Origin of the sequence: Kitasatospora sp. CM 4170 (assembly GCF_032110285.1) — a bacterium.
GTDB classification, from domain to species: domain Bacteria; phylum Actinomycetota; class Actinomycetes; order Streptomycetales; family Streptomycetaceae; genus Kitasatospora; species Kitasatospora aburaviensis.
This window is the reverse complement of record NZ_CP134877.1, coordinates 7762195-7782165: the sequence shown is the minus strand read 5'-3', so window position 1 is coordinate 7782165 and position 19971 is coordinate 7762195. Positions and strand designations below refer to the sequence as shown.

7 protein-coding genes, 3 rRNA genes, 2 pseudogenes and 1 riboswitch are annotated in these 19971 nt (G+C 69.3%); of the genes and pseudogenes, 1 reads left to right on the top strand and 11 read right to left on the bottom strand.

The window, feature by feature from the left end:
• Positions 1-304: 304 nt before the first annotated feature.
• The 9 genes from RMN57_RS32680 to RMN57_RS32640 form a co-directional block, all read right to left on the bottom strand.
• Positions 305-2329: a histidine kinase gene (locus tag RMN57_RS32680; protein ID WP_313766896.1), complete on the bottom strand. Its 2025-nt coding sequence runs from the start codon at positions 2327-2329 to the stop codon at positions 305-307.
• 158 nt (positions 2330-2487) lie between these two features.
• A 5S ribosomal RNA gene (gene rrf / locus RMN57_RS32675) occupies positions 2488-2604 on the bottom strand.
• An 81-nt stretch (positions 2605-2685) separates the two neighbouring features.
• Positions 2686-5806 (bottom strand): 23S ribosomal RNA (locus RMN57_RS32670).
• 273 nt (positions 5807-6079) lie between these two features.
• Positions 6080-7603, bottom strand: a 16S ribosomal RNA gene (locus tag RMN57_RS32665).
• The 16S, 23S and 5S rRNA genes sit together here, the layout of an rRNA operon.
• Positions 7604-8301: 698 nt before the next feature.
• Entirely contained in the window at positions 8302-9015 is a 714-nt protein-coding gene (locus RMN57_RS32660; RefSeq protein WP_313766895.1) for an IclR family transcriptional regulator, read from the bottom strand.
• Between the two features lie 195 nt (positions 9016-9210).
• Positions 9211-9353: riboswitch (SAM riboswitch) on the bottom strand.
• A gap of 114 nt (positions 9354-9467) precedes the next feature.
• Entirely contained in the window at positions 9468-10676 is a 1209-nt protein-coding gene (locus RMN57_RS32655; RefSeq protein WP_313766894.1) for a GDSL-type esterase/lipase family protein, read from the bottom strand.
• A gap of 269 nt (positions 10677-10945) precedes the next feature.
• Positions 10946-13261, bottom strand: a complete 2316-nt coding sequence (locus RMN57_RS32650; protein ID WP_313766893.1) for a LuxR C-terminal-related transcriptional regulator — start codon at positions 13259-13261, stop codon at positions 10946-10948.
• Positions 13262-13327: 66 nt separating this feature from the next.
• Positions 13328-14059, bottom strand: a complete 732-nt coding sequence (locus tag RMN57_RS32645; protein ID WP_313766892.1) for a heparin lyase I family protein — start codon at positions 14057-14059, stop codon at positions 13328-13330.
• A 325-nt stretch (positions 14060-14384) separates the two neighbouring features.
• On the bottom strand, positions 14385-14972 hold the full coding sequence (locus RMN57_RS32640) for a GNAT family protein (RefSeq protein ID WP_313766891.1): 588 nt from the start codon (positions 14970-14972) through the stop codon (positions 14385-14387).
• A gap of 100 nt (positions 14973-15072) precedes the next feature.
• Here RMN57_RS32640 and RMN57_RS32635 point away from each other — a divergent pair, with 100 nt between their 5' ends.
• Positions 15073-17730, top strand: a complete 2658-nt coding sequence (locus RMN57_RS32635; protein WP_313766890.1) for a SpoIIE family protein phosphatase — start codon at positions 15073-15075, stop codon at positions 17728-17730.
• Here RMN57_RS32635 and RMN57_RS32630 read toward each other — a convergent pair.
• Positions 17715-18830, bottom strand: a pseudogene (locus tag RMN57_RS32630) (SpoIIE family protein phosphatase); the annotation flags it as partial. The gene RMN57_RS32635 and the pseudogene RMN57_RS32630 sit on opposite strands and share 16 nt — an antisense overlap.
• Before the next feature lie 213 nt (positions 18831-19043).
• A pseudogene (locus tag RMN57_RS32625) lies at positions 19044-19547 on the bottom strand (ATP-binding cassette domain-containing protein); the annotation flags it as partial.
• Between the last annotated feature and the right edge of the window lie 424 nt (positions 19548-19971).

Here is a 19971-nt window from a genome sequence, read left to right as displayed (position 1 = left end):
GTACGCCGAAGGCTCCCTCGTAACTGCGCGTGGATCTCGCCGCCCACGACGGCCACCCGGCCGGCGCAGAGGCGGCCGGGTAGCGGGGCCCGTGTCTCTGGCCATACACCCATGGTCCCCTCCCGGAGGTGAGCGGGACATACAACCCGGCGTGATCACGCACCGCAACCACCGTGCCACATCCCCGTGTACGCTCCGGAGCCCTCGCCGGCCCCTCCCGGCCCCTCGGCCCTTCGGCCCGTCGGCTCCTCGTCCGCCCGTCCATCCGTCCGCCCCGGCCGGCCCGTCCGACAGCGGTGGCGGCTCACCCGGCCCGGCCGCGCGGGAGGACGGCCCGGACGACCGCGCCGACGGGGGCGTTGGTGGCGGTGAAGGTGCCGCCGAGCTCCTCGGCGCGTTCGGCCATGGAGCTGAGGCCCACTCCCGGCGTGGTGGCGCGGGCGGGGAAGCCCGCGCCGTTGTCGGCGACCTCGACGGTGACCCGGTCGGGCGGGGCCCGGAGGGTGAGACGGGCGGCGGTGGCGCCGGAATGACGGACCACGTTGTTGAGGGCCTCACCGCTGATCCGGTACACAGCGACCTCGACGGCGGCCGGGAGGGTGGGCAGCGGGTCGGGCCGCAGGTCGAGGGTGACCCGGAGCGACCGGCTGCCGAGGCTGGCGGCGAGCTGGCGGAGCGCACCGGTCAGGCCCCTGCCGTCGAACGGCGCGGGTGCCAGCCCGTCGGTGATCCGGCGGAGCTCCGTGATCGCCTGGCCGATGCCGGCGGAGGCCGTGGTGAGCGAGGCGGAGGTGGTCGAGCCGTCGGGCAGGTCGGTGCGGGCGGCGTCGATCCGCAGGCGCAGGCCGGACAGGGCGGGGCCGAGGCCGTCGTGCAGGTCGTGACGGAGCCGGCGACGCTCCTCCTCGCGGGCCAGCACCAGCTGCTCGCGGCTGGCCTGGAGGTCCTCGTAGAGGCCGAGCGAGGCGATCGCGGGCGAGGCCTGGTCGGCGAGGAGGTGGAGCACCGCCCGGTCCTGCCGGTCCAGCTCGGTCTGCCCGTAGCGCGGCGGCACCCACAGCTCGCCGATCTCGGCGCCCTCGTAGGTGAGCGGAAAGCTCTCGCCGGACCGGTCCGCCGACCCGAGCCGGGCCAGCTCGCGCGGTCCGCCCCGGGTCCGCACCCGGACCGCCGCGGCCGGCAGCCCGAGCGCCTCCACCACCGTCCGGCAGAGCAGCGGCGGGGCGTCGGCCGGGTTGACGGCGTGGCTCATCCGCTCCGCCAGCTGCCGCACCAACTGGTACGGGTGGGCCCGCTCGCCGTAGTAGTACCGGTCCACGGCGCGCCCCACGCCCCGCGCCGCCGGCCGCAGCAGCGCGCCCAGGACCACCGCCGTCACCACCTGCCACCACCGCGGGCCGCCCCCGGAGCCGGGCTCCAGGCGGTGCATCAGGTAGACCGCGAACAGGACGGCGATGAACACCAGGGTGCAGTAGGCGTAGGCGGTCAGGTAGCGCCGGGTGACCCGGCCCAGCGAGAGCTGCCGGTCGCGGCGGAAGGCGGCGATCGGCACCAGCATCCAGGCCGCCTCGCCGGCCACCAGGACCGCGTACGGCAGCCACCCCGGGTAGTCGCCGACGTAGTGCGGGACGGTGATCAGCGCGGCCCAGGCCACGTAGGCCGCCACGACCTCGGGCAGGTGCGGGTGGGGTCCGGGCGAACGCCACCAGCGGACTGCGGCCACCATGAGGGTGAGCGCGAGGCTCGCGGTGAAGACGTCGAAGGCGTACCGGCCGAGCCACCCGTCCAGCCAGGCGTACAGCGCGGTGTCGTGGAGCGGATTCGGCACGGTGTACCACTGGGAGTCCCCGGCCGTGTCGGAGAAGGCGAGCAGGACGCTCAAGGCTGCCACCAGGACCGTCACGGCGCGCCAGATCCCACCGGGGAGGCGGGCGTCGGGGAGCCAGAGCGGGAAGGCCAGCACCAGGAAGGCGTTGGTGAAACTGGTGGCCAGCACCACCGCCGTGATCGCACCCGCGGCCACCGGCCCGGCACCGGACAGCGCCGCGGCCAGGATCACCACCATGCGAAGTGCCTGGAACAGGCCGGTGGCGAGCATCAGTACGCCCAGGCCCCGACCGTTCCGGTTGACCACGAGGAACAGGCCGGCGAGCGTGAACGTCAGACCGAGCGCGAGCCAGAGACCGTCGATGAAGTAGCTCTCGCTGACGCCCGCCACCCCGGGGTGGGTGAGCGCGAGGACCGACCACACCACCGCGCACACCAGTGCGGCCCCGGCCGCCGCCAGGGCTCCGACGACGCCGGCCCCGACGGTACCGAACCCTCTCATCCGCGCACCTCCCTGGCCCCGGCCATGCTGCCCGGCCCGTGGTCCCAGCCGCACGGGCCACCGGTCCCGGCTCCGCTGGGACCGGTGGGTGGCGGAAAGCCCGGAAATGCAAAGAACCCCCGATCCGTGAATGGATCGGGGGTTCTTCGTGAATGATTGTTCGGCGGCGTCCTACTCTCCCACAGGGTCCCCCCTGCAGTACCATCGGCGCTGTGAGGCTTAGCTTCCGGGTTCGGAATGTAACCGGGCGTTTCCCTCACGCTATGACCACCGAAACACTATGAAACTATCGCACCGCCCACCCGCAGAGCGGTGGGGGTCGTTGTTTCAGAACAACACAGTGGACGCGAGCAACTGAGGACAAGCCCTCGGCCTATTAGTACCGGTCAACTCCACCCCTCACAGGGCTTCCATATCCGGCCTATCAACCCAGTCGTCTACTGGGAGCCTTACCCTCTCAAGGAGGTGGGAGTGCTCATCTCGAAGCAGGCTTCCCGCTTAGATGCTTTCAGCGGTTATCCCTCCCGAACGTAGCCAACCAGCCATGCCCTTGGCAGAACAACTGGCACACCAGAGGTTCGTCCGTCCCGGTCCTCTCGTACTAGGGACAGCCCTTCTCAACACTCCTACGCGCACAGCGGATAGGGACCGAACTGTCTCACGACGTTCTAAACCCAGCTCGCGTACCGCTTTAATGGGCGAACAGCCCAACCCTTGGGACCTACTCCAGCCCCAGGATGCGACGAGCCGACATCGAGGTGCCAAACCATCCCGTCGATATGGACTCTTGGGGAAGATCAGCCTGTTATCCCCGGGGTACCTTTTATCCGTTGAGCGACGGCGCTTCCACAAGCCACCGCCGGATCACTAGTCCCTACTTTCGTACCTGCTCGACCCGTCAGTCTCACAGTCAAGCTCCCTTGTGCACTTACACTCAACACCTGATTGCCAACCAGGCTGAGGGAACCTTTGGGCGCCTCCGTTACCCTTTAGGAGGCAACCGCCCCAGTTAAACTACCCACCAGACACTGTCCCTGATCCGGATCACGGACCCAGGTTAGACATCCAGCACGACCAGAGTGGTATTTCAACGACGACTCCACAACAACTGGCGTTGCTGCTTCAAAGTCTCCCACCTATCCTACACAAGCCGAACCGAACACCAATATCAAGCTATAGTAAAGGTCCCGGGGTCTTTCCGTCCTGCTGCGCGAAACGAGCATCTTTACTCGTAATGCAATTTCACCGGGCCTATGGTTGAGACAGTCGAGAAGTCGTTACGCCATTCGTGCAGGTCGGAACTTACCCGACAAGGAATTTCGCTACCTTAGGATGGTTATAGTTACCACCGCCGTTTACTGGCGCTTAAGTTCTCAGCTTCGCCCCACCGAAATAGAGCTAACCGGTCCCCTTAACGTTCCAGCACCGGGCAGGCGTCAGTCCGTATACATCGCCTTACGGCTTCGCACGGACCTGTGTTTTTAGTAAACAGTCGCTTCTCGCTGGTCTCTGCGGCCACCCCCAGCTCGGAGTGCAAGACTCGTCACCAGGAATGGCCCCCCTTCTCCCGAAGTTACGGGGGCATTTTGCCGAGTTCCTTAACCATAGTTCACCCGAACGCCTCGGTATTCTCTACCTGACCACCTGAGTCGGTTTGGGGTACGGGCCGCCATGAAACTCGCTAGAGGCTTTTCTCGACAGCATAGGATCATCCACTTCACCACAATCGGCTCGGCATCAGGTCTCAGCCTTAATGTGAGGCGGATTTGCCTACCTCACGGCCTACACCCTTACCCCGGGACAACCACCGCCCGGGCTGGACTACCTTCCTGCGTCACCCCATCGCTCACCTACTACCCCGTTGGGTCACCGGCTCCACCACGTCCCATCGTCCGAAGACTCCGGGCCGGCTTCACGGGCTTAGCATCAAGAGGTTCAGCGTTGGCGCTTCAAAGCGGGTACGGGAATATCAACCCGTTGTCCATCGACTACGCCTGTCGGCCTCGCCTTAGGTCCCGACTTACCCTGGGCAGATCAGCTTGACCCAGGAACCCTTGGTCAATCGGCGCAAGAGTTTCCCACTCTTGTATCGCTACTCATGCCTGCATTCTCACTCGTATACCGTCCACGACTGGTTTCCACCGCCGCTTCACCCGGCACACGACGCTCCCCTACCCATCACAGCAGGCGTTAGCCCTTCATGCTGCAATGACACGACTTCGGTGGTGTGCTTGAGCCCCGCTACATTGTCGGCGCGGAATCACTTGACCAGTGAGCTATTACGCACTCTTTCAAGGGTGGCTGCTTCTAAGCCAACCTCCTGGTTGTCTCTGCGACTCCACATCCTTTCCCACTTAGCACACGCTTAGGGACCTTAGTCGGTGTTCTGGGCTGTTTCCCTCTCGACCATGGAGCTTATCCCCCACAGTCTCACTGCCACGCTCTCACTTACCGGCATTCGGAGTTTGGCTAAGGTCAGTAACCCGGTGAGGCCCATCGCCTATCCAGTGCTCTACCTCCGGCAAGAAACACGTGACGCTGCACCTAAATGCATTTCGGGGAGAACCAGCTATCACGGAGTTTGATTGGCCTTTCACCCCTAACCACAGGTCATCCCCCAGGTTTTCAACCCTGGTGGGTTCGGTCCTCCACACGGTCTTACCCGCGCTTCAACCTGCCCATGGCTAGATCACTCCGCTTCGGGTCTTGGGCATGCAACTCAACCGCCCTATTCGGACTCGCTTTCGCTACGGCTACCCCACACGGGTTAACCTCGCTACACACCGCAAACTCGCAGGCTCATTCTTCAAAAGGCACGCAGTCACGGCCAGCAGGCAAGCCCACTGACGACGCTCCCACGGCTTGTAGGCACACGGTTTCAGGTACTATTTCACTCCGCTCCCGCGGTACTTTTCACCATTCCCTCACGGTACTATCCGCTATCGGTCACCAGGGAATATTTAGGCTTAGCGGGTGGTCCCGCCAGATTCACACGGGATTTCTCGGGCCCCGTGCTACTTGGGAGATGAGCAAGCAAGCCGTACAGATTTCGCCTACGGGGGTCTTACCCTCTACGCCGGACCTTTCGCATGTCCTTCGACTATCCATACGGTTTCTGACTCGCCCAGCCGCCGGCAGACGACTGAAGCTCATTCCCACAACCCCCAAGCGGCAACCCCTGCCGGGTCTCACACCACTTGGGTTTAGCCTCATCCGGTTTCGCTCGCCACTACTCCCGGAATCACGGTTGTTTTCTCTTCCTGCGGGTACTGAGATGTTTCACTTCCCCGCGTTCCCTCCACACTGCCTATGTGTTCAGCAGCGGGTGACAGCCCATGACGACTGCCGGGTTTCCCCATTCGGACACCCCCGGATCAAAGCTCGGTTGACAGCTCCCCGGGGCCTATCGTGGCCTCCCACGTCCTTCATCGGTTCCTGGTGCCAAGGCATCCACCGTGCGCCCTTAAAAACTTGGCCACAGATGCTCGCGTCCACTGTGCAGTTCTCAAACAACGACCAGTCACCCACCTCCAAGACACCCGAAGGCACCTCTTCAGTGAGACCGGCATCCATGAGGCAACTTCCGTTCCCTCAGGACCCAACAACGTGCCCGACACACCCAAACCATGAACTCTCTTCCACGCCGAAGCAGTACTAGGAGACATCGTCTGAACTGTGCCGAATAGTCAACGTTCCACCCATGAGCAACCGTGCAGGACACTCGCCTGCAACCGGCGTATTGCTCCTTAGAAAGGAGGTGATCCAGCCGCACCTTCCGGTACGGCTACCTTGTTACGACTTCGTCCCAATCGCTGGTCCCACCTTCGACGGCTCCTCCCCTTACGGGTTAGGCCACCGGCTTCGGGTGTTACCGACTTTCGTGACGTGACGGGCGGTGTGTACAAGGCCCGGGAACGTATTCACCGCAGCATGCTGATCTGCGATTACTAGCAACTCCAACTTCATGGGGTCGAGTTGCAGACCCCAATCCGAACTGAGGCCGGCTTTTTGGGATTCGCTCCGCCTCGCGGCATCGCAGCCCTTTGTACCGACCATTGTAGCACGTGTGCAGCCCAAGACATAAGGGGCATGATGATTTGACGTCGTCCCCACCTTCCTCCGAGTTGACCCCGGCAGTCTCCTGTGAGTCCCCATCACCCCGAAAGGCATGCTGGCAACACAGAACAAGGGTTGCGCTCGTTGCGGGACTTAACCCAACATCTCACGACACGAGCTGACGACAACCATGCACCACCTGTATACCGACCACAAGGGGGCGCCTATCTCTAGACGTTTCCGGCATATGTCAAGCCTTGGTAAGGTTCTTCGCGTTGCGTCGAATTAAGCCACATGCTCCGCTGCTTGTGCGGGCCCCCGTCAATTCCTTTGAGTTTTAGCCTTGCGGCCGTACTCCCCAGGCGGGGAACTTAATGCGTTAGCTGCGGCACCGACGACGTGGAATGTCGCCAACACCTAGTTCCCAACGTTTACGGCGTGGACTACCAGGGTATCTAATCCTGTTCGCTCCCCACGCTTTCGCTCCTCAGCGTCAGTAATGGCCCAGAGATCCGCCTTCGCCACCGGTGTTCCTCCTGATATCTGCGCATTTCACCGCTACACCAGGAATTCCGATCTCCCCTACCACACTCTAGCCTGCCCGTATCGAATGCAGACCCGGGGTTAAGCCCCGGGCTTTCACATCCGACGCGACAGGCCGCCTACGAGCTCTTTACGCCCAATAATTCCGGACAACGCTCGCACCCTACGTATTACCGCGGCTGCTGGCACGTAGTTAGCCGGTGCTTCTTCTGCAGGTACCGTCACTTGCGCTTCTTCCCTGCTGAAAGAGGTTTACAACCCGAAGGCCGTCATCCCTCACGCGGCGTCGCTGCATCAGGCTTTCGCCCATTGTGCAATATTCCCCACTGCTGCCTCCCGTAGGAGTCTGGGCCGTGTCTCAGTCCCAGTGTGGCCGGTCGCCCTCTCAGGCCGGCTACCCGTCGTCGCCTTGGTAGGCCATTACCCCACCAACAAGCTGATAGGCCGCGGGCTCATCCTGCACCGCCGGAGCTTTCCACCAACCCCCATGCGGAGGAAGGTCATATCCGGTATTAGACCCCGTTTCCAGGGCTTGTCCCAGAGTGCAGGGCAGATTGCCCACGTGTTACTCACCCGTTCGCCACTGATCCACCCCGAAGGGCTTCACCGTTCGACTTGCATGTGTTAAGCACGCCGCCAGCGTTCGTCCTGAGCCAGGATCAAACTCTCCGTGAATGATTACTCGGCCCCGACATTGAACAGGGCCGGTGTCACACTCGCGTTGAGCGGCACGGCAACCACCGGAATAGGGCGGTCCCGCGCACTGCGTCCTCGCTGTGTTATTTCAAAAGGAATCTCCAACCCCAGAGAATCTGAGGCCGGGGATGTCAACATATCTGGCGTTGACTTTTGGCACGCTGTTGAGTTCTCAAGGAACGGACACTTCCTTCAGGCGGCTTTCACACCGACCCTCCGGGCGCTTCGTTCTTTCGTGTTTCCAGCTTATCAGACGTTTTCCGCTCCGTTTCCGGGGCTTCGTTCATCCAACTCGCCGGTGTCTTCTGCGGCTGTTCGCCCCGTCCGACGTTTCAAACTCTAGCCGACCCCCGCTCCGAAAAGCGAATCCGGCCACAATCCCGATAAACACACACGCCGAATAGACCCTGCCCCGAACAGGAGTGCGACAAGACGCAATCCAGCCCGGAAGGGAAGGAGTGGTGTTTCAAGGGATCGGCCGCCCCGGGACCGTCCGCGCCGATGCGTGTCCGGTGCTCCCTGCCGAGCGACTGGGCGAGATTACTCCTACTCAGCGCAGGAAACAAACTGCCCGTCCCCCATCACCCGGGCCTCCCCCTCTACGGGCTCCGCCGCGCAACGGCGGAGCCCGTCCGACCGCCGGCGGCGAACCGCTTCACGAAGAGGACGCGAACCGATCAGGACTGGCGCAGGGCTTCGGTGAGGCGGGCGGCCGCCTCGACGACGGCCTGGGAGAGGTGGGCGCCGGGGTGGCGGGTGAGCCGCTCGATCGGGCCGGAGACCGAGACCGCGGCCACGACCCGGTTCGACGGGCCGCGGACCGGCGCGGAGACGGAGGCGACCCCGAGCTCGCGTTCACCGATGGACTGGGCCCAGCCGCGCCGCCGTACGCCGCTGAGGGCGGTGGCGGTGAAGCGGGCGCCCTGCAGGCCGCGGTGGAGCCGCTCGGGCTCCTCCCAGGCGAGCAGGATCTGGGCGGCGGAGCCGACCTTCATGGGGAGGGTGACGCCAACGGGAACGGTGTCACGCAGACCGGAAAGGCGCTCGACGGCGGCCACGCAGATCCGGATCTCGCCCTGTCGGCGGTAGAGCTGGGCGCTCTCGCCGGTGACGTCGCGCAGGTGGGTGAGGACCGGGCCGGCGGCCGCCAGCAGGCGGTCCTCACCGGCGGCCGCCGAGAGCTCTGTGAGCCGGGGGCCGAGCATGAACCGGCCCTGCAAGTCCCGTGTGACCAGTCGGTGCTGTTCGAGTGCGACGGCGAGCCGGTGGGCGGTGGGGCGCGCCAGGCCGGTGGCGTTGACGAGTCCGGCCAGGGTGGCGGGACCGGCCTCCAGGGTGCCGAGGATCGAGGTGACCTTGTCGAGCACGCCGACGCCGCTCGTGTTCTCCATGGATGGGTACTCCGTCTCAGATCCCGCGAGCAGCAGGGCTTCGCTCGCGGACGCTCCCCGCGGGGAGCGGGGGGGTGGTCAGCGAGTGCAGGCCGGAGAAGTCGGCCGATTGCCTGCGCCGGGCACGAGACGGGTACGCGGAAGGACCGGGGCGGGAAGCGCCCGGGCGAAGGACAGCACAGAGAGCACCGTGTCTCCTCATCTTTCCCGCGCCACATTGGCGACAGGCCGGAGTTGGCACTGGTCCCGGACGGCGCGGCGCGTACTTCGGACGCCGAGTCGACCGGGGAGTTGCCGGGGCTTCGTAGGGCCGGTCCCTCCACCCCTCTGGATGATTCGCCAAGCACCATACAAGATTCCCCGGGCAACCCGCCAAAGGGCCTGTCGCCGCTCACCGGTGATGGCCGCCCCTCCCGGGTGGGGCCGGGAGGGGCGGCCCGTCGCGGGGCGGGCTACCGAGCGGTGAGGTACATGCCGGTGGAGTCGCGGCCAGCGGTGTTGCGGCAGGACCAGTTGCCGCCGCCCTTGGCGTCCAGCAGGGTCAGGCAGCGCCCGAGGGCCTGCTGGCCGTAGTAGTTGGGGTGGAAGGACTCCTCGATGGTGCCCTGGACCGTGGTGCCGAAGTCGAGGAAGCGGGCCCACTCGCTCCCGGTCGCGGTGGGCGGGCTGCTGGGGGTGGCCAGACGGGTGGCGGTGGAGCAGACCTCACGTCCCTGGAGCATGTCCCGGAGGTCGAGGAACTGCACGCCCTTGGCCGCGGCGACGCGCGCGAGCCGGTCGGAGATCTGCGGGACGAGGCGGTCCCGGGCCCAGTCGGCGTCCTGGTTCCAGAACGGGCAGCCGCCGGTGCTGGTCCGGCTCCAGCCGCTCTCCGGGTAGCGGTTCTCGGAGCTGCGCGGAATCGGGGACGGGTACGACTGGAGGACGATCCGGTAGCTGTCGGGGGCCTGGCCCGCCTGGGTCATGACGGCGCGGATCTCGTCGATGGACTTGGCGACGCCGGCCATGGCCTCGTCCATCCGGGAGTCGACGGCCTCCTGCTGGTCGTCGTGGCAGTAGGAGTTCCAGATCTCGTAGTCCTGGACGCAGGAGATGATGACGTCGGCGAAGCCGAGGTCGTTGCCGCCGATCGAGAGGGAGACGAGCTTGACGTTGTAGTTGCGGGCGACCTGGGCGAGCTGGTCGGCCTGCGGGGCCTCGCCCTTGTAGGACTGCCCGCCGCCGGCGGCGCGGGGGATGTTGGCGGAGGTGGCGCCCGAGCAGGCCAGGTTGATCTGGTACTGCGCGGTGGTGGGGGCACTGCGGATCTCGGCGACGTCCGAGCGGTCGCAGCCGTTGCCGGCGCTGGCCCCGTAGACCCGGGACGGGTCGTACGAGCTGCCGGTCCAGGCCCGGTCGGTTCCGGCGCGGCTAGTGGAGGTGCTGAGGCTGTTGCCCTTCCAGCGGCCGGCTTCGCCGGAGATGTAGCTGTCTCCCATGGCGACGGCGGCGGTGGGGCTGGCGGCCGTGGGGCCGGCGGCCGTACGGCTCACGGCGGTGGGGCTGCCCGCCGTGGGGCTGTCGGCGGCCCGTGCCGGGGTGGCGGCGAGGGCCAGTGGCAGGGCCAGCGCGGCCACGGTCAGTGGCGCGAGGAGGCGGGAGGTGCGGCGGCGCGCGTGCACAGCGGCTCCAGAGGTGTGTCCCGGGCACTGGGGTGGTCCCGGGGGTGAGGGTGGGGGTGACGCGACCGGCCCGCTGGGCGTGCTGCGCACTGTTGTGCGGGACGCACGTGGGGGCTGGGCTCGGGTCGTGGGCCGGCGTGTCGGAGCAAGCTTCGGGGCCGTGGGCCGGTACGCGACAGCGTGGAATCACCTGCTCGCCCCGGCCCGACCGGTCACGTACAACCACGTGGCCGGTCGGACCGCCGGACACGGCGCCGGGGACCGGGGGTTCAGCGCGGGGTGGCGCGGAGGCCGAAGGCCCAGGTCGCGATCTGGAGCCGGGAGGTGACGTCGAGCTTGGTCATGACGCGCTGGACGTGGCCCTCGACGGTGCGCGGGGACAGGACCAGGCGGGCGGCGATCTGCTTGTCCGTCAGGCCCTCGATCAGGAGGTCGACGACCTGCTGCTCCCGGGCGGTCAGGGGAGAGCGCCCGGGCGCGGCCCCGGCGGGCGGGGCCGGTTCCCAGTCGAGGGCGAAGGCGACCGCCTGCGACAGGGACATCTCGGCGCCGGTTCGCTCGGCCCCCGCCAGCTGCTCCTCGGCGAGGTGGCGGCGCAGGAGGGTGCGGCAGGCCTCGCGGTGGTTCAGGAGGCGACCGAGCGCGGGCGGCACGACGCCGATCCGCTCCCACACCGCCTGGGCGGCTCCCAGCAGGACGGCACCGTCGGCGGCCGATCCGGCCTGCGCGGCGGTCCAGGCGAGGACCTCCAGGGTCTGCGCCGTGGCGAAGAGGTTGTGTCCGGGCTCCTCCACCCTCAGGGCGTCCTTCAGGGCGGTGCGGGCGCCGTCGAGGTCGGCCGCCAGCCAGCGCTGCAGCCCGATGACCCACAGGGCGTACCGGCGGGACCACTGGGCCTGATGGGCGTCGCAGAGCGCCAGGCCCCGGTCCGCGTAGTGGCGCGCGCGGGGGTCCGCGGCCAGGGTGCAGGCGACGGCCAGCAGGAAGAGGGTGGTCCACTGCGCGCCCGGGTCCTCCGTCGCGGTGTGGTGGTCGAGGGCCCGGTGCAGGAGCTCGACGGCCTGGGCGAAGTCGTCCCGGAACAGCGCGCTCAGGCCGGCGAGCTGGTCGGCGAGGGCGTGGGTGGGGCCGTGGTCGAAGCGCTCGGCGATGGCCCGGCACTCGGCGAGGCGCGCGGCGGCGGTCGGCGCGTCGCCGCGCAGGAGGGCGAGCCAGCCGTCGGCCCAGAGGGCCTTGGCCCTGGCCGGGGTCGGCGTGGTGCCGAGCACGAGGGTGCGGTCGAGCCAGTACCGCTCCTCCTCCAGGCAGCCGTGTCCGAACCGGTGGCTCCAGAGGGCGGCGACGAGTTCGAGCGCCCCCTGGGCCTCGGTGGGTGAGGTGAGGCCGAACTCGACGGCGGAGCGGATGTTGGCGTGGTCCCGGCGCAGGCGGGCGAACCAGGCGCTCTGCCGGGGGCTGAACCAGTCGGCCTCGGCGCGGGCGGCGAGATCGCGGTAGTGGTCGCGGTGGCGCCGCCGGGTGTCCGCCTCGCGTCCCTGCTCGCGCAGCCGGGCGAGACCGTAGTGGCGGAGCGTCTCCAGCATCCGGTAGCGGGGCTCCCCGGAGTGCGGTTCGCGGATCAGGACGGACTTGTCCATGAGTGCGGCGAGCGTGCGGAGCACCGCCTGGCGCGGCAGGTCCTCGCTGTGGCAGACGGCCTCCGCCGCGGCGAGGTCGAAGCCGCCGTGGAAGACGGACAGCGCGGTCCACAGGTGACGCTCGCGGGGCGTGCAGAGGTGGTGGCTGGAGTCGATCGCCGCGTGGAGGGTGCGGTGCCGCTCCGGCACGGCGCCGCCGGTCGGCGTGGGCAGGTGCGGGCAGGCGTCGAGCCGGTCCAGGATCTGCCGGACCGGAAGGACGCGCATCCACGACGCCGCCAGCTCGATGGCCAGCGGGATGCCGTCGAGGCGGGCGCAGATGTGGCCGGCGGCGGTCCACTCCTCCTCGCCGTGCGGGAATCCGCCGAGGACCGCCCGCGCTCGTTGGACGAAGAGCCGGACCGCGGCGTAGCGGGTCAGGGCGTCTGGCCGCGGGAGGTGCTCGGCGTCGGGCGTGGCCAGGGGCGGGAGGTCGAGGATGTGCTCCCCGTAGACGCCGAGCCGGTGGCGGCTGGTGGCGAGGATCCGGAGCCCGGGAGCCGCCGTGAGCAGTGTGTGGATCAGCGGTGCGCAGTGGTCCGTGAGGTGTTCGCAGTTGTCGAGGACCAGGAGCAGCCGCCGGTCGGCGAGGTGGTGGACGAGCGGCGTGAGCGGGTCGAGGGTGCTCTCGTGGTCGACGCCGAGGGCGAGGCCGAGGGTCTGGGCGAGTCGGTCGCCGTCCTGGAGGTGGGCGAGGTCGATCAGGCGGGTGCCGTCCGGGAACGCGGGTTGCAGGTCACGGGCGGTGCGCAGGGCGAGACGGGTCTTGCCGATCCCGGCCGGCCCGGTGACGGTGACCAGTCGCGACCGGGTGAGTAAGCGGCGTGCTCGGGCGAGTTCACGGCTCCGTCCGACGAGGCTGTTGGTCTCTGCGGGGATGGCCTGTTCCCCAGGTCGGGTGAGATGCATGGTTCATGACAGCGCGTCGCGGCCCGGGCGCGCCACCGGTCCGGGGTCAGTGGCCGGCCCTGTGCCCTACGAGCCGGCGGTGGCCGCCTCCAGGGTGGTCGCCATGACCGGGCTGGTGAAGGTGTTCGTCGCGTCCCCCGAGGAGGGGTGGTAGGAGCCCCACTTGAGGTAGTTGCGGTCCCCGTCCCAGGTGGTGCCCTTGAAGGTTCCGGAGCCGGTGGTGAAGGTCTGCTTCACGCCGTCGAACCAGAAGTCGATGGTGCCGTCGGTGCGGCCCAGGCGGATCTTCAGCGCGTAGGAGTGCCACTGGTTGTTGGCGGTCGGCGCGGTCCACAGCGTGTGCGCGACGTGGTCGGTGTCCCACTCCTGGAGGCGGATGCGCCCGGTCGTCGCGTCGATCTCGATCGGGTGGTTCGCCGTGTCGGTGCTCGGCGAGCACTTGAGCTGGAAGACGTAGCGGCTGTTCGAGTCCTTGATGTCCACCTTGGACGACCAGCCGAGGTAGAAGGTGTCGCCCTGCTTCAGGTCGGGGCTCAGCGTCTCGCAGCGCTCCTCGCCCGCCGCCTGGAACGCCCGCCACACGCTGCCCTTGGCGGGGTCCTTGACGACACGGAGCCCGCCCGGGGCGCACTGCACGGCGGCGAAGGAGGACGGGCCCTTGCCGGTGCTCGGGCTCCACAGGACCTTGCCCGCGGCGGCGGCGGAGCTGCCGGCGGTGGCCCAGCCGCAGGAGATCGCGAGCGTGGTGAGGGCCACGACGCCGACGACGGTCTTGCGGTGGTCGGACAGCAGGGACATGCCTCTCCCGGGGTGAACGAGTGGCCGGAACGGACTCCGTCCGGACCGATCGGCCCGGACGCACCCGGCGATTCGACCACCTGGCGAGGGGTCGGGCCAAGGAGGCCGGGCGACAAGTGCACTTTCGGGCACTCGTCGGTCGACCGCCGGGCGGAGCGTCCGCCCTCGGCCTACGGGCGGTCGGCGGCTCCCTTCGGGCCGTCGAGGGCACGCCCCGGCTCGCGGTCGACGACGTCGCGTGGGCCACCCCCGAGCGTCGGTCGAGGATTCGAGGATTCGTCACCACCACTTCGGTGATTGCGGTCACCGCCGGGAACGGCACCGTTCAGGAGAGCCCGGCGCCCCAGCCGCTCCGCCATTCGTTGGCGAGCAGCGCGTACACGAGGGTGTCCCGCCACGTGCCGTCGCAGCGCCGGGCGTGTCGGCGCAGCGGGCCCTCGCGGACGGCGCCGAGACCCGACAGCGCGAGCTGGGAGCGCACGTCGAGATGGTCGATCTGCCACTGCACCCGGCCGAAGGCCAGGTGCTCGAAGGCGTGGCGGAGCAGCAGGAGCTGGGTCTCGGCCGTCACCGGGGTGTCCCAGGTGGATCGCGCGGCCCAGTGCCAGCCGATGTCCAGGCGCTCGTCGGCGAGCGCGACGTCGGTGTACGCGATCCACCCGGCGGCGCGGCCGGTGTCGGCCGGGACGATCGCGAACAGCACCGCTCCTCCCGCGGCCTGCTGGGCCAGCCGCTGTTCGACCAGCATGCGCATCTCACCGAGGGTGTACGGCGCCACCACGGGAAGCCACTGCCAGAGGTCGTCGTCGCAGCTGCCCGCGAGGTGCAGGTCCGGTACGTGCCCCGTGGTCAGGGGTTCCAGCCGGGTGTACCGGCCGTGGAGGACTACGGGCGTTGGGGGCCGTGGTGCCATGCCGAGCAGGCTAACCCCGGCCCTGGATTCTTCACAGGGGTTCGCAGCGTGCGCCTGGTCTGCCTTGACAGCGCCGCCGGCCGGACGTAGAGCGGGAAGCATGAGTCGGCACGAGCCGGTGGAACGGGCGACACCACGGGTCGGGAACGACACGGCGACCCACCCGGACACGGACGCCGCGGCCGGTCCGGACCGTCGTGCGCAGGCGGCCGGGGCCGGGGAGGCCGACGGTGTGGCGGCAGAACGCGAGGACGCCCTGGTGGCGGCCGTCGTCAAGGCCATCGGGGAGACCGGCGCCCATGCCGGGAGCGTCTTCCTGCGCTCCCGGGACGGCCGCTCGATCGTCCTCGCCGCCACCTGCGGTCCGGCGCCGTCCCTGCTCGGCGGCTGGCGGCTCATCCCGGTCAACAGCCCCATTCCGGTGGCGGCGGCCTACCGGTCGGGCCGGACGGTCCATCTGGCCGACGCGGGCGAGACGGCGCGACGCTATCCCCAGCTCGCGGTGGCCCTGCCGTACGCGTTCGGCTCGGCGTCGGTGCCGGTCAGGGCCGGGCAGGAGAGTCTGGGGGCGCTGGCGGTGGTGTGGGGGGCGCCGGCCGGGCGCCCGAGGCTGTCCAGGACCCAGCTCCGCCGCCTCCGGGCCATCGCCAACCGGCTCGGCACCGCCCTCGCCGACCTCCGGGACCGCGGCGCCGCCTTCGACTACGACGCCGCGACGGTGCCCGTCGAGATCACGGCCGCCGCCACGCCGGCCGTGCGGGTCGGTCTGTTCGACTGGCGGCTCGACACCGGGGCCGTGGTCGCCGACGACGAGCTGTGCGCGATCCTCGGTCTGACGCCCGACTCCTTCGACGGGCGGGCCGACACCCTGGCTTCCCGGCTCCACCCCGGCGACCGGGTCTCGCTCCGGGCCGCGGCCCGCGAGGCCACCGCGGACGGCAGGGTTCTCGCCCGCCGACTGCGCATCCGCGCCGCCGACGGGTACCGCACCGTCGAGCTGTGGGGTCGGGTACCGGAAGCGCGCGGGGAGGACGCGGGCACCCACCTGGTCGGTTGCGTGCTCGACGCCGCGGGCGCCACCGCCGTGGAGCGACTCAGGGACGGGCTCTTCTCGCTCGCCCCGGACGGGTGTGTCGTCTACGGCAATCGCAGTCTGGAGCACTTGCTCGGAGTGCCGATCGGAGAGCTGCTCGGCCGCCACCTGTGGGACGTTCTGCCCTGGCTGTCCGACCCCGCCTACGAAGACCGGCACCGGGCCTCGATGGTCTCGCAGCAGCCCACCACCTTTCTGGCCCACCGCCCGCCGGACCGGTGGCTCGCGTTCTCCCTCCACCCGGACGCGAACGGCGTGACCGGGAGAGTGGTGCCCTCGGAACCCCCGCAACCGCTGCAACCGCTGCAACCGCCGCAACCGCCGCAACCGCCGCAACCGCCGCAGGAAGCGTCCGGGCGAGGGGAGGGGCCCGGAGAATCGACCACCGCCTCGTCCGCCCCCGGGCCCGGGCGTCCCCCGCCGAGCGCGCCGGGCCCGCCGGCGGACCGGGCGGCGCCCGCGCGCCTGGGCGCCATCTACCAGGTGCTGCAGCTCAGCAGCGCGTTGACCGAGGCGGTCACCACGGACGAGGTGTGCGAGGTCGTCTCCGACCAGCTCCTGCCGGCCTTCGGCGGACAGCACCTGGCCGTCTACGTGATCGACGAAGGCCGGCTGCACCTGCTCTTCCACAGCGGCTACCACGACCGCTTCCTGCACTGGCTGGAAGGCAAGCCACTCGACACCCCTCTGCCGGGAATGGAGACGCTGACCTCCGGCGTCCCCCTCTTCGTCGAGTCCCAGCAGGAGCTCACGGGCGGTTCTCAGGCTCTCGCCGTGGAAGGCATCGGGGCGTGGGCCTACCTGCCGCTGGTCGCCTCCAACCGTCCCGTCGGCACCTGCGTCCTCGGCTTCGACGAGATCCACCACTTCACCACCGGAGACCGGGGAATCCTGACCGCGCTCAGTGGTCTGATCGCCCAAGCACTCGAACGCGCCCGGCTGTACGACGAGAAGTCCGCCCTCGCCCACGGCCTTCAGAACGCGCTCCTGCCACACCGGCTGCCCGTTCTGCCCGACATCCGCACCACCGGCCGGTACCTGCCCGGCACCAGCGGGATGAACATCGGCGGAGACTGGTACGACGTGATCCCCACCGGTGGCGGAGTGGCCCTCGTCGTCGGTGACGTCGAGGGCCACAGCGTCGCCGCAGCCGGCATCATGGGCCAACTGCGCAGCGCCGTACGGGCCTTCGTCACGGCCGGCCACTCGCCCGGCGCCGTCCTGGCCGGCACCAACCGGCTCCTGGTCGACCTCGACCCCGGGATGCTCGCCAGCTGCTGCTACCTCCGCATCGAGCCGGGCAGCGACCGTGCCCACGCCGTCCGCGCCGGGCACTGCCCGCCGCTGCTGCGGCGGCCGGACGGAAGCGCCGACGTGCTGGAGCTGGCCGGAGGCCCGCTCCTCGGCGTCGACTACGGCAGCACCTACCCGGAGAGCCGGGTGGACCTCCCCCGCGGTTCGATCCTGGCCCTCTACACGGACGGCCTCGTCGAGGAACGCGGCAGCGACATCGATCTGGGCATCGACGGCCTGCGGGCCTCGCTGGCCCACGCCGCCGCCGGAACCCTCGACGAACTCGCCGATCAACTCCTGCGGAAGGCCCGGCACTCCCCGCACCGGTCCGACGACATCGCCCTGCTGCTCACCCACTACCGGCCGGAGTAGTGCTGCTCGGCCCAGATGATCTTGCAGTCGGGGGTGTAGCGGGTCCCCCAGCGCTCGGCCAACTGGGCGACGAGGAACAGTCCCCGTCCGCCTTCGTCCGTGGCCGCGGCGTAGCGCAGGTGCGGGGCGGAGCTGCTGGTGTCCGAGACCTCGCAGATCAGCGCGCGGCCCAGCAGGAGGCGGACGCCGATCGGCCCGGTCCCGTAGCGGATCGCGTTGGTGATCAGCTCGCTGAGGATCAGCTCCGTGGTGAATTCCAGCTCCTCCAGCCCCCATTCGGCCAGCTGCCGACCGGCCTCGGCCCGGACGCCCGCCACCGCGGCCGGATCCGACGGGACGTCCCACCGGGCGATCCGGTCGGCCGGCAGTGCGCGGGTCCGCGCCACGAGGAGGACGACGTCGTCCGTCGAGCTCGCGGGCTGCAGCGCCTCCAGCACCGCGTCGCAGGTCTCCTCCGGCGTCCGGTGGCTGTCGGCCAGGGTGCCGCGCAGCGTTTCGAGTCCGCAGTCGACGTCCCGGCGCCGGTCCTCGACGAGTCCGTTCGTGTACAGAACCAGCCGGCCGCCATCGGGCACCCGCAGCCGCGCGGCCTCGAACGGCAGGCCGCCCACGCCGAGCGGGGGTCCGGCCGGCAGGTCGAGGTACTCCACCGTGCCGTCGAGCGTGACGAGCGCGGGCGGGAGGTGGCCGGCCCGGGCCAGCTCGCAGTACCGCGACACCGGATCGTAGATCGCGTACAGGCACGTGGCCCCGGTGATCCCGGGGTCGTCACGCGCGGTGGCATCGTCCTTGTCGATCCGGCTGACCAGTTCGTCGAGGTGCGCGAGGAGGTCGTCGGGGGGCAGGTCGAGCATGGAGAAGTTGTGCACGGCCGTCCTGAGGCGGCCCATGGTGGCGGCCGCGTGCACACCGTGCCCGACGATGTCGCCGACGACCAGCGCGACCCGGGTTCCCGACAGGGGGATGACGTCGAACCAGTCCCCGCCGACGCCCGACTGCGCGGGCAGGTAGCGGTAGGCGACGTCGAGGGCGTCTTGCTCGGGCAGGCCGTGGGGCAGCAGGCTCTGCTGCAGGGTCACGGCCGTGCTGTGGTCGCCCGTGACGGCCGAGAGGATCTGTTCCTGGGTGGCGTACTTCGTGTCGAAGAAGCCCCGGTTCCGGCCCAGGCGCAGCACCACCACCCGGTCGGCGACCGCCCGCACGTTGTCCAGGTCGTGGCTGACGATCAGCACACCGAGTTTCCGCGTCCGCAGGCGCTCGACCAGTTCCAGGACCACGGCGGTCGCACCGACCCCGAGGGCGGCGGTGGGCTCGTCCAGGACGACCATCCGGGGCCCGCCGATCATCGCCCGCGCGATGGCGACGATCTGGCGCTGGCCGCCGGAGAGCGAGCCGACCGGGACGCGCAGGCCGGGAAGCCGGAGGGACAGGGCGTTCAGGAGCCTGCGGCAGCGCTTCTCCATCTCGATCTCGTCGAGAACGCCGAATCTGCGCAGTTCACGGCCGAGGAAGATGTTGGCGACCGTGTCGAGGTTGTCGCACAGCGACAGGTCCTGGTGGACGGTGGCGACGCCGAGGTTCTGGGCGTCGAGCGGCTTGCGGAAGTCGACCCTCCGGCCCTCCCACTCGATCACTCCGCTGTCCGGCGGGGAGACCCCGGAGACGACCTTGACCAGGGTGGACTTGCCGGCACCGTTGTCCCCGACCAGCGCGACCACCTCCCCCTCCTCGATGTCGAGGTCGACGTCGCTCAGCGCCTGGACGGCGCCGAACCGCTTGGAGATGCCGCGTACGGCCAGCAGCGGCGTTCGTGCCACGGAAACCTCCTTCCCGCCGCGATTCACCGGGGGCCGGACCGGACCGGGAGCGGCGCGACCGTCGTCGGTGCGGCGCTCCACCGCCCGGCCCGGCCGACGAGGGCGCCTGCCGGTCGATCGGATGGTTCGCCGGCCGGCGCGCCCGGGCCGCGCCGACGCATGTCATGACCAGCCCATGGCAAAACCTCTCTCCAGTCGGCGAGCGGGCGCACAGCCCCCTCCTCCCATCACACCACGGCCCGGCGCGCCGGACCCTGGCCGGCGGTCGGGGGCGTACGGTCCGGGACCGGCCGGGCCGCCCGGCACCGGCGCCCGCCGCCCGACGGCCCGCGCCGATCGGCCGGGGAATCCGTCCGCCTTCCCGATGCGTCCACCGGAATCGCGCCGTCCGCCTCCGCACTCCCTGCGGTTCGGGGCGGGTGGA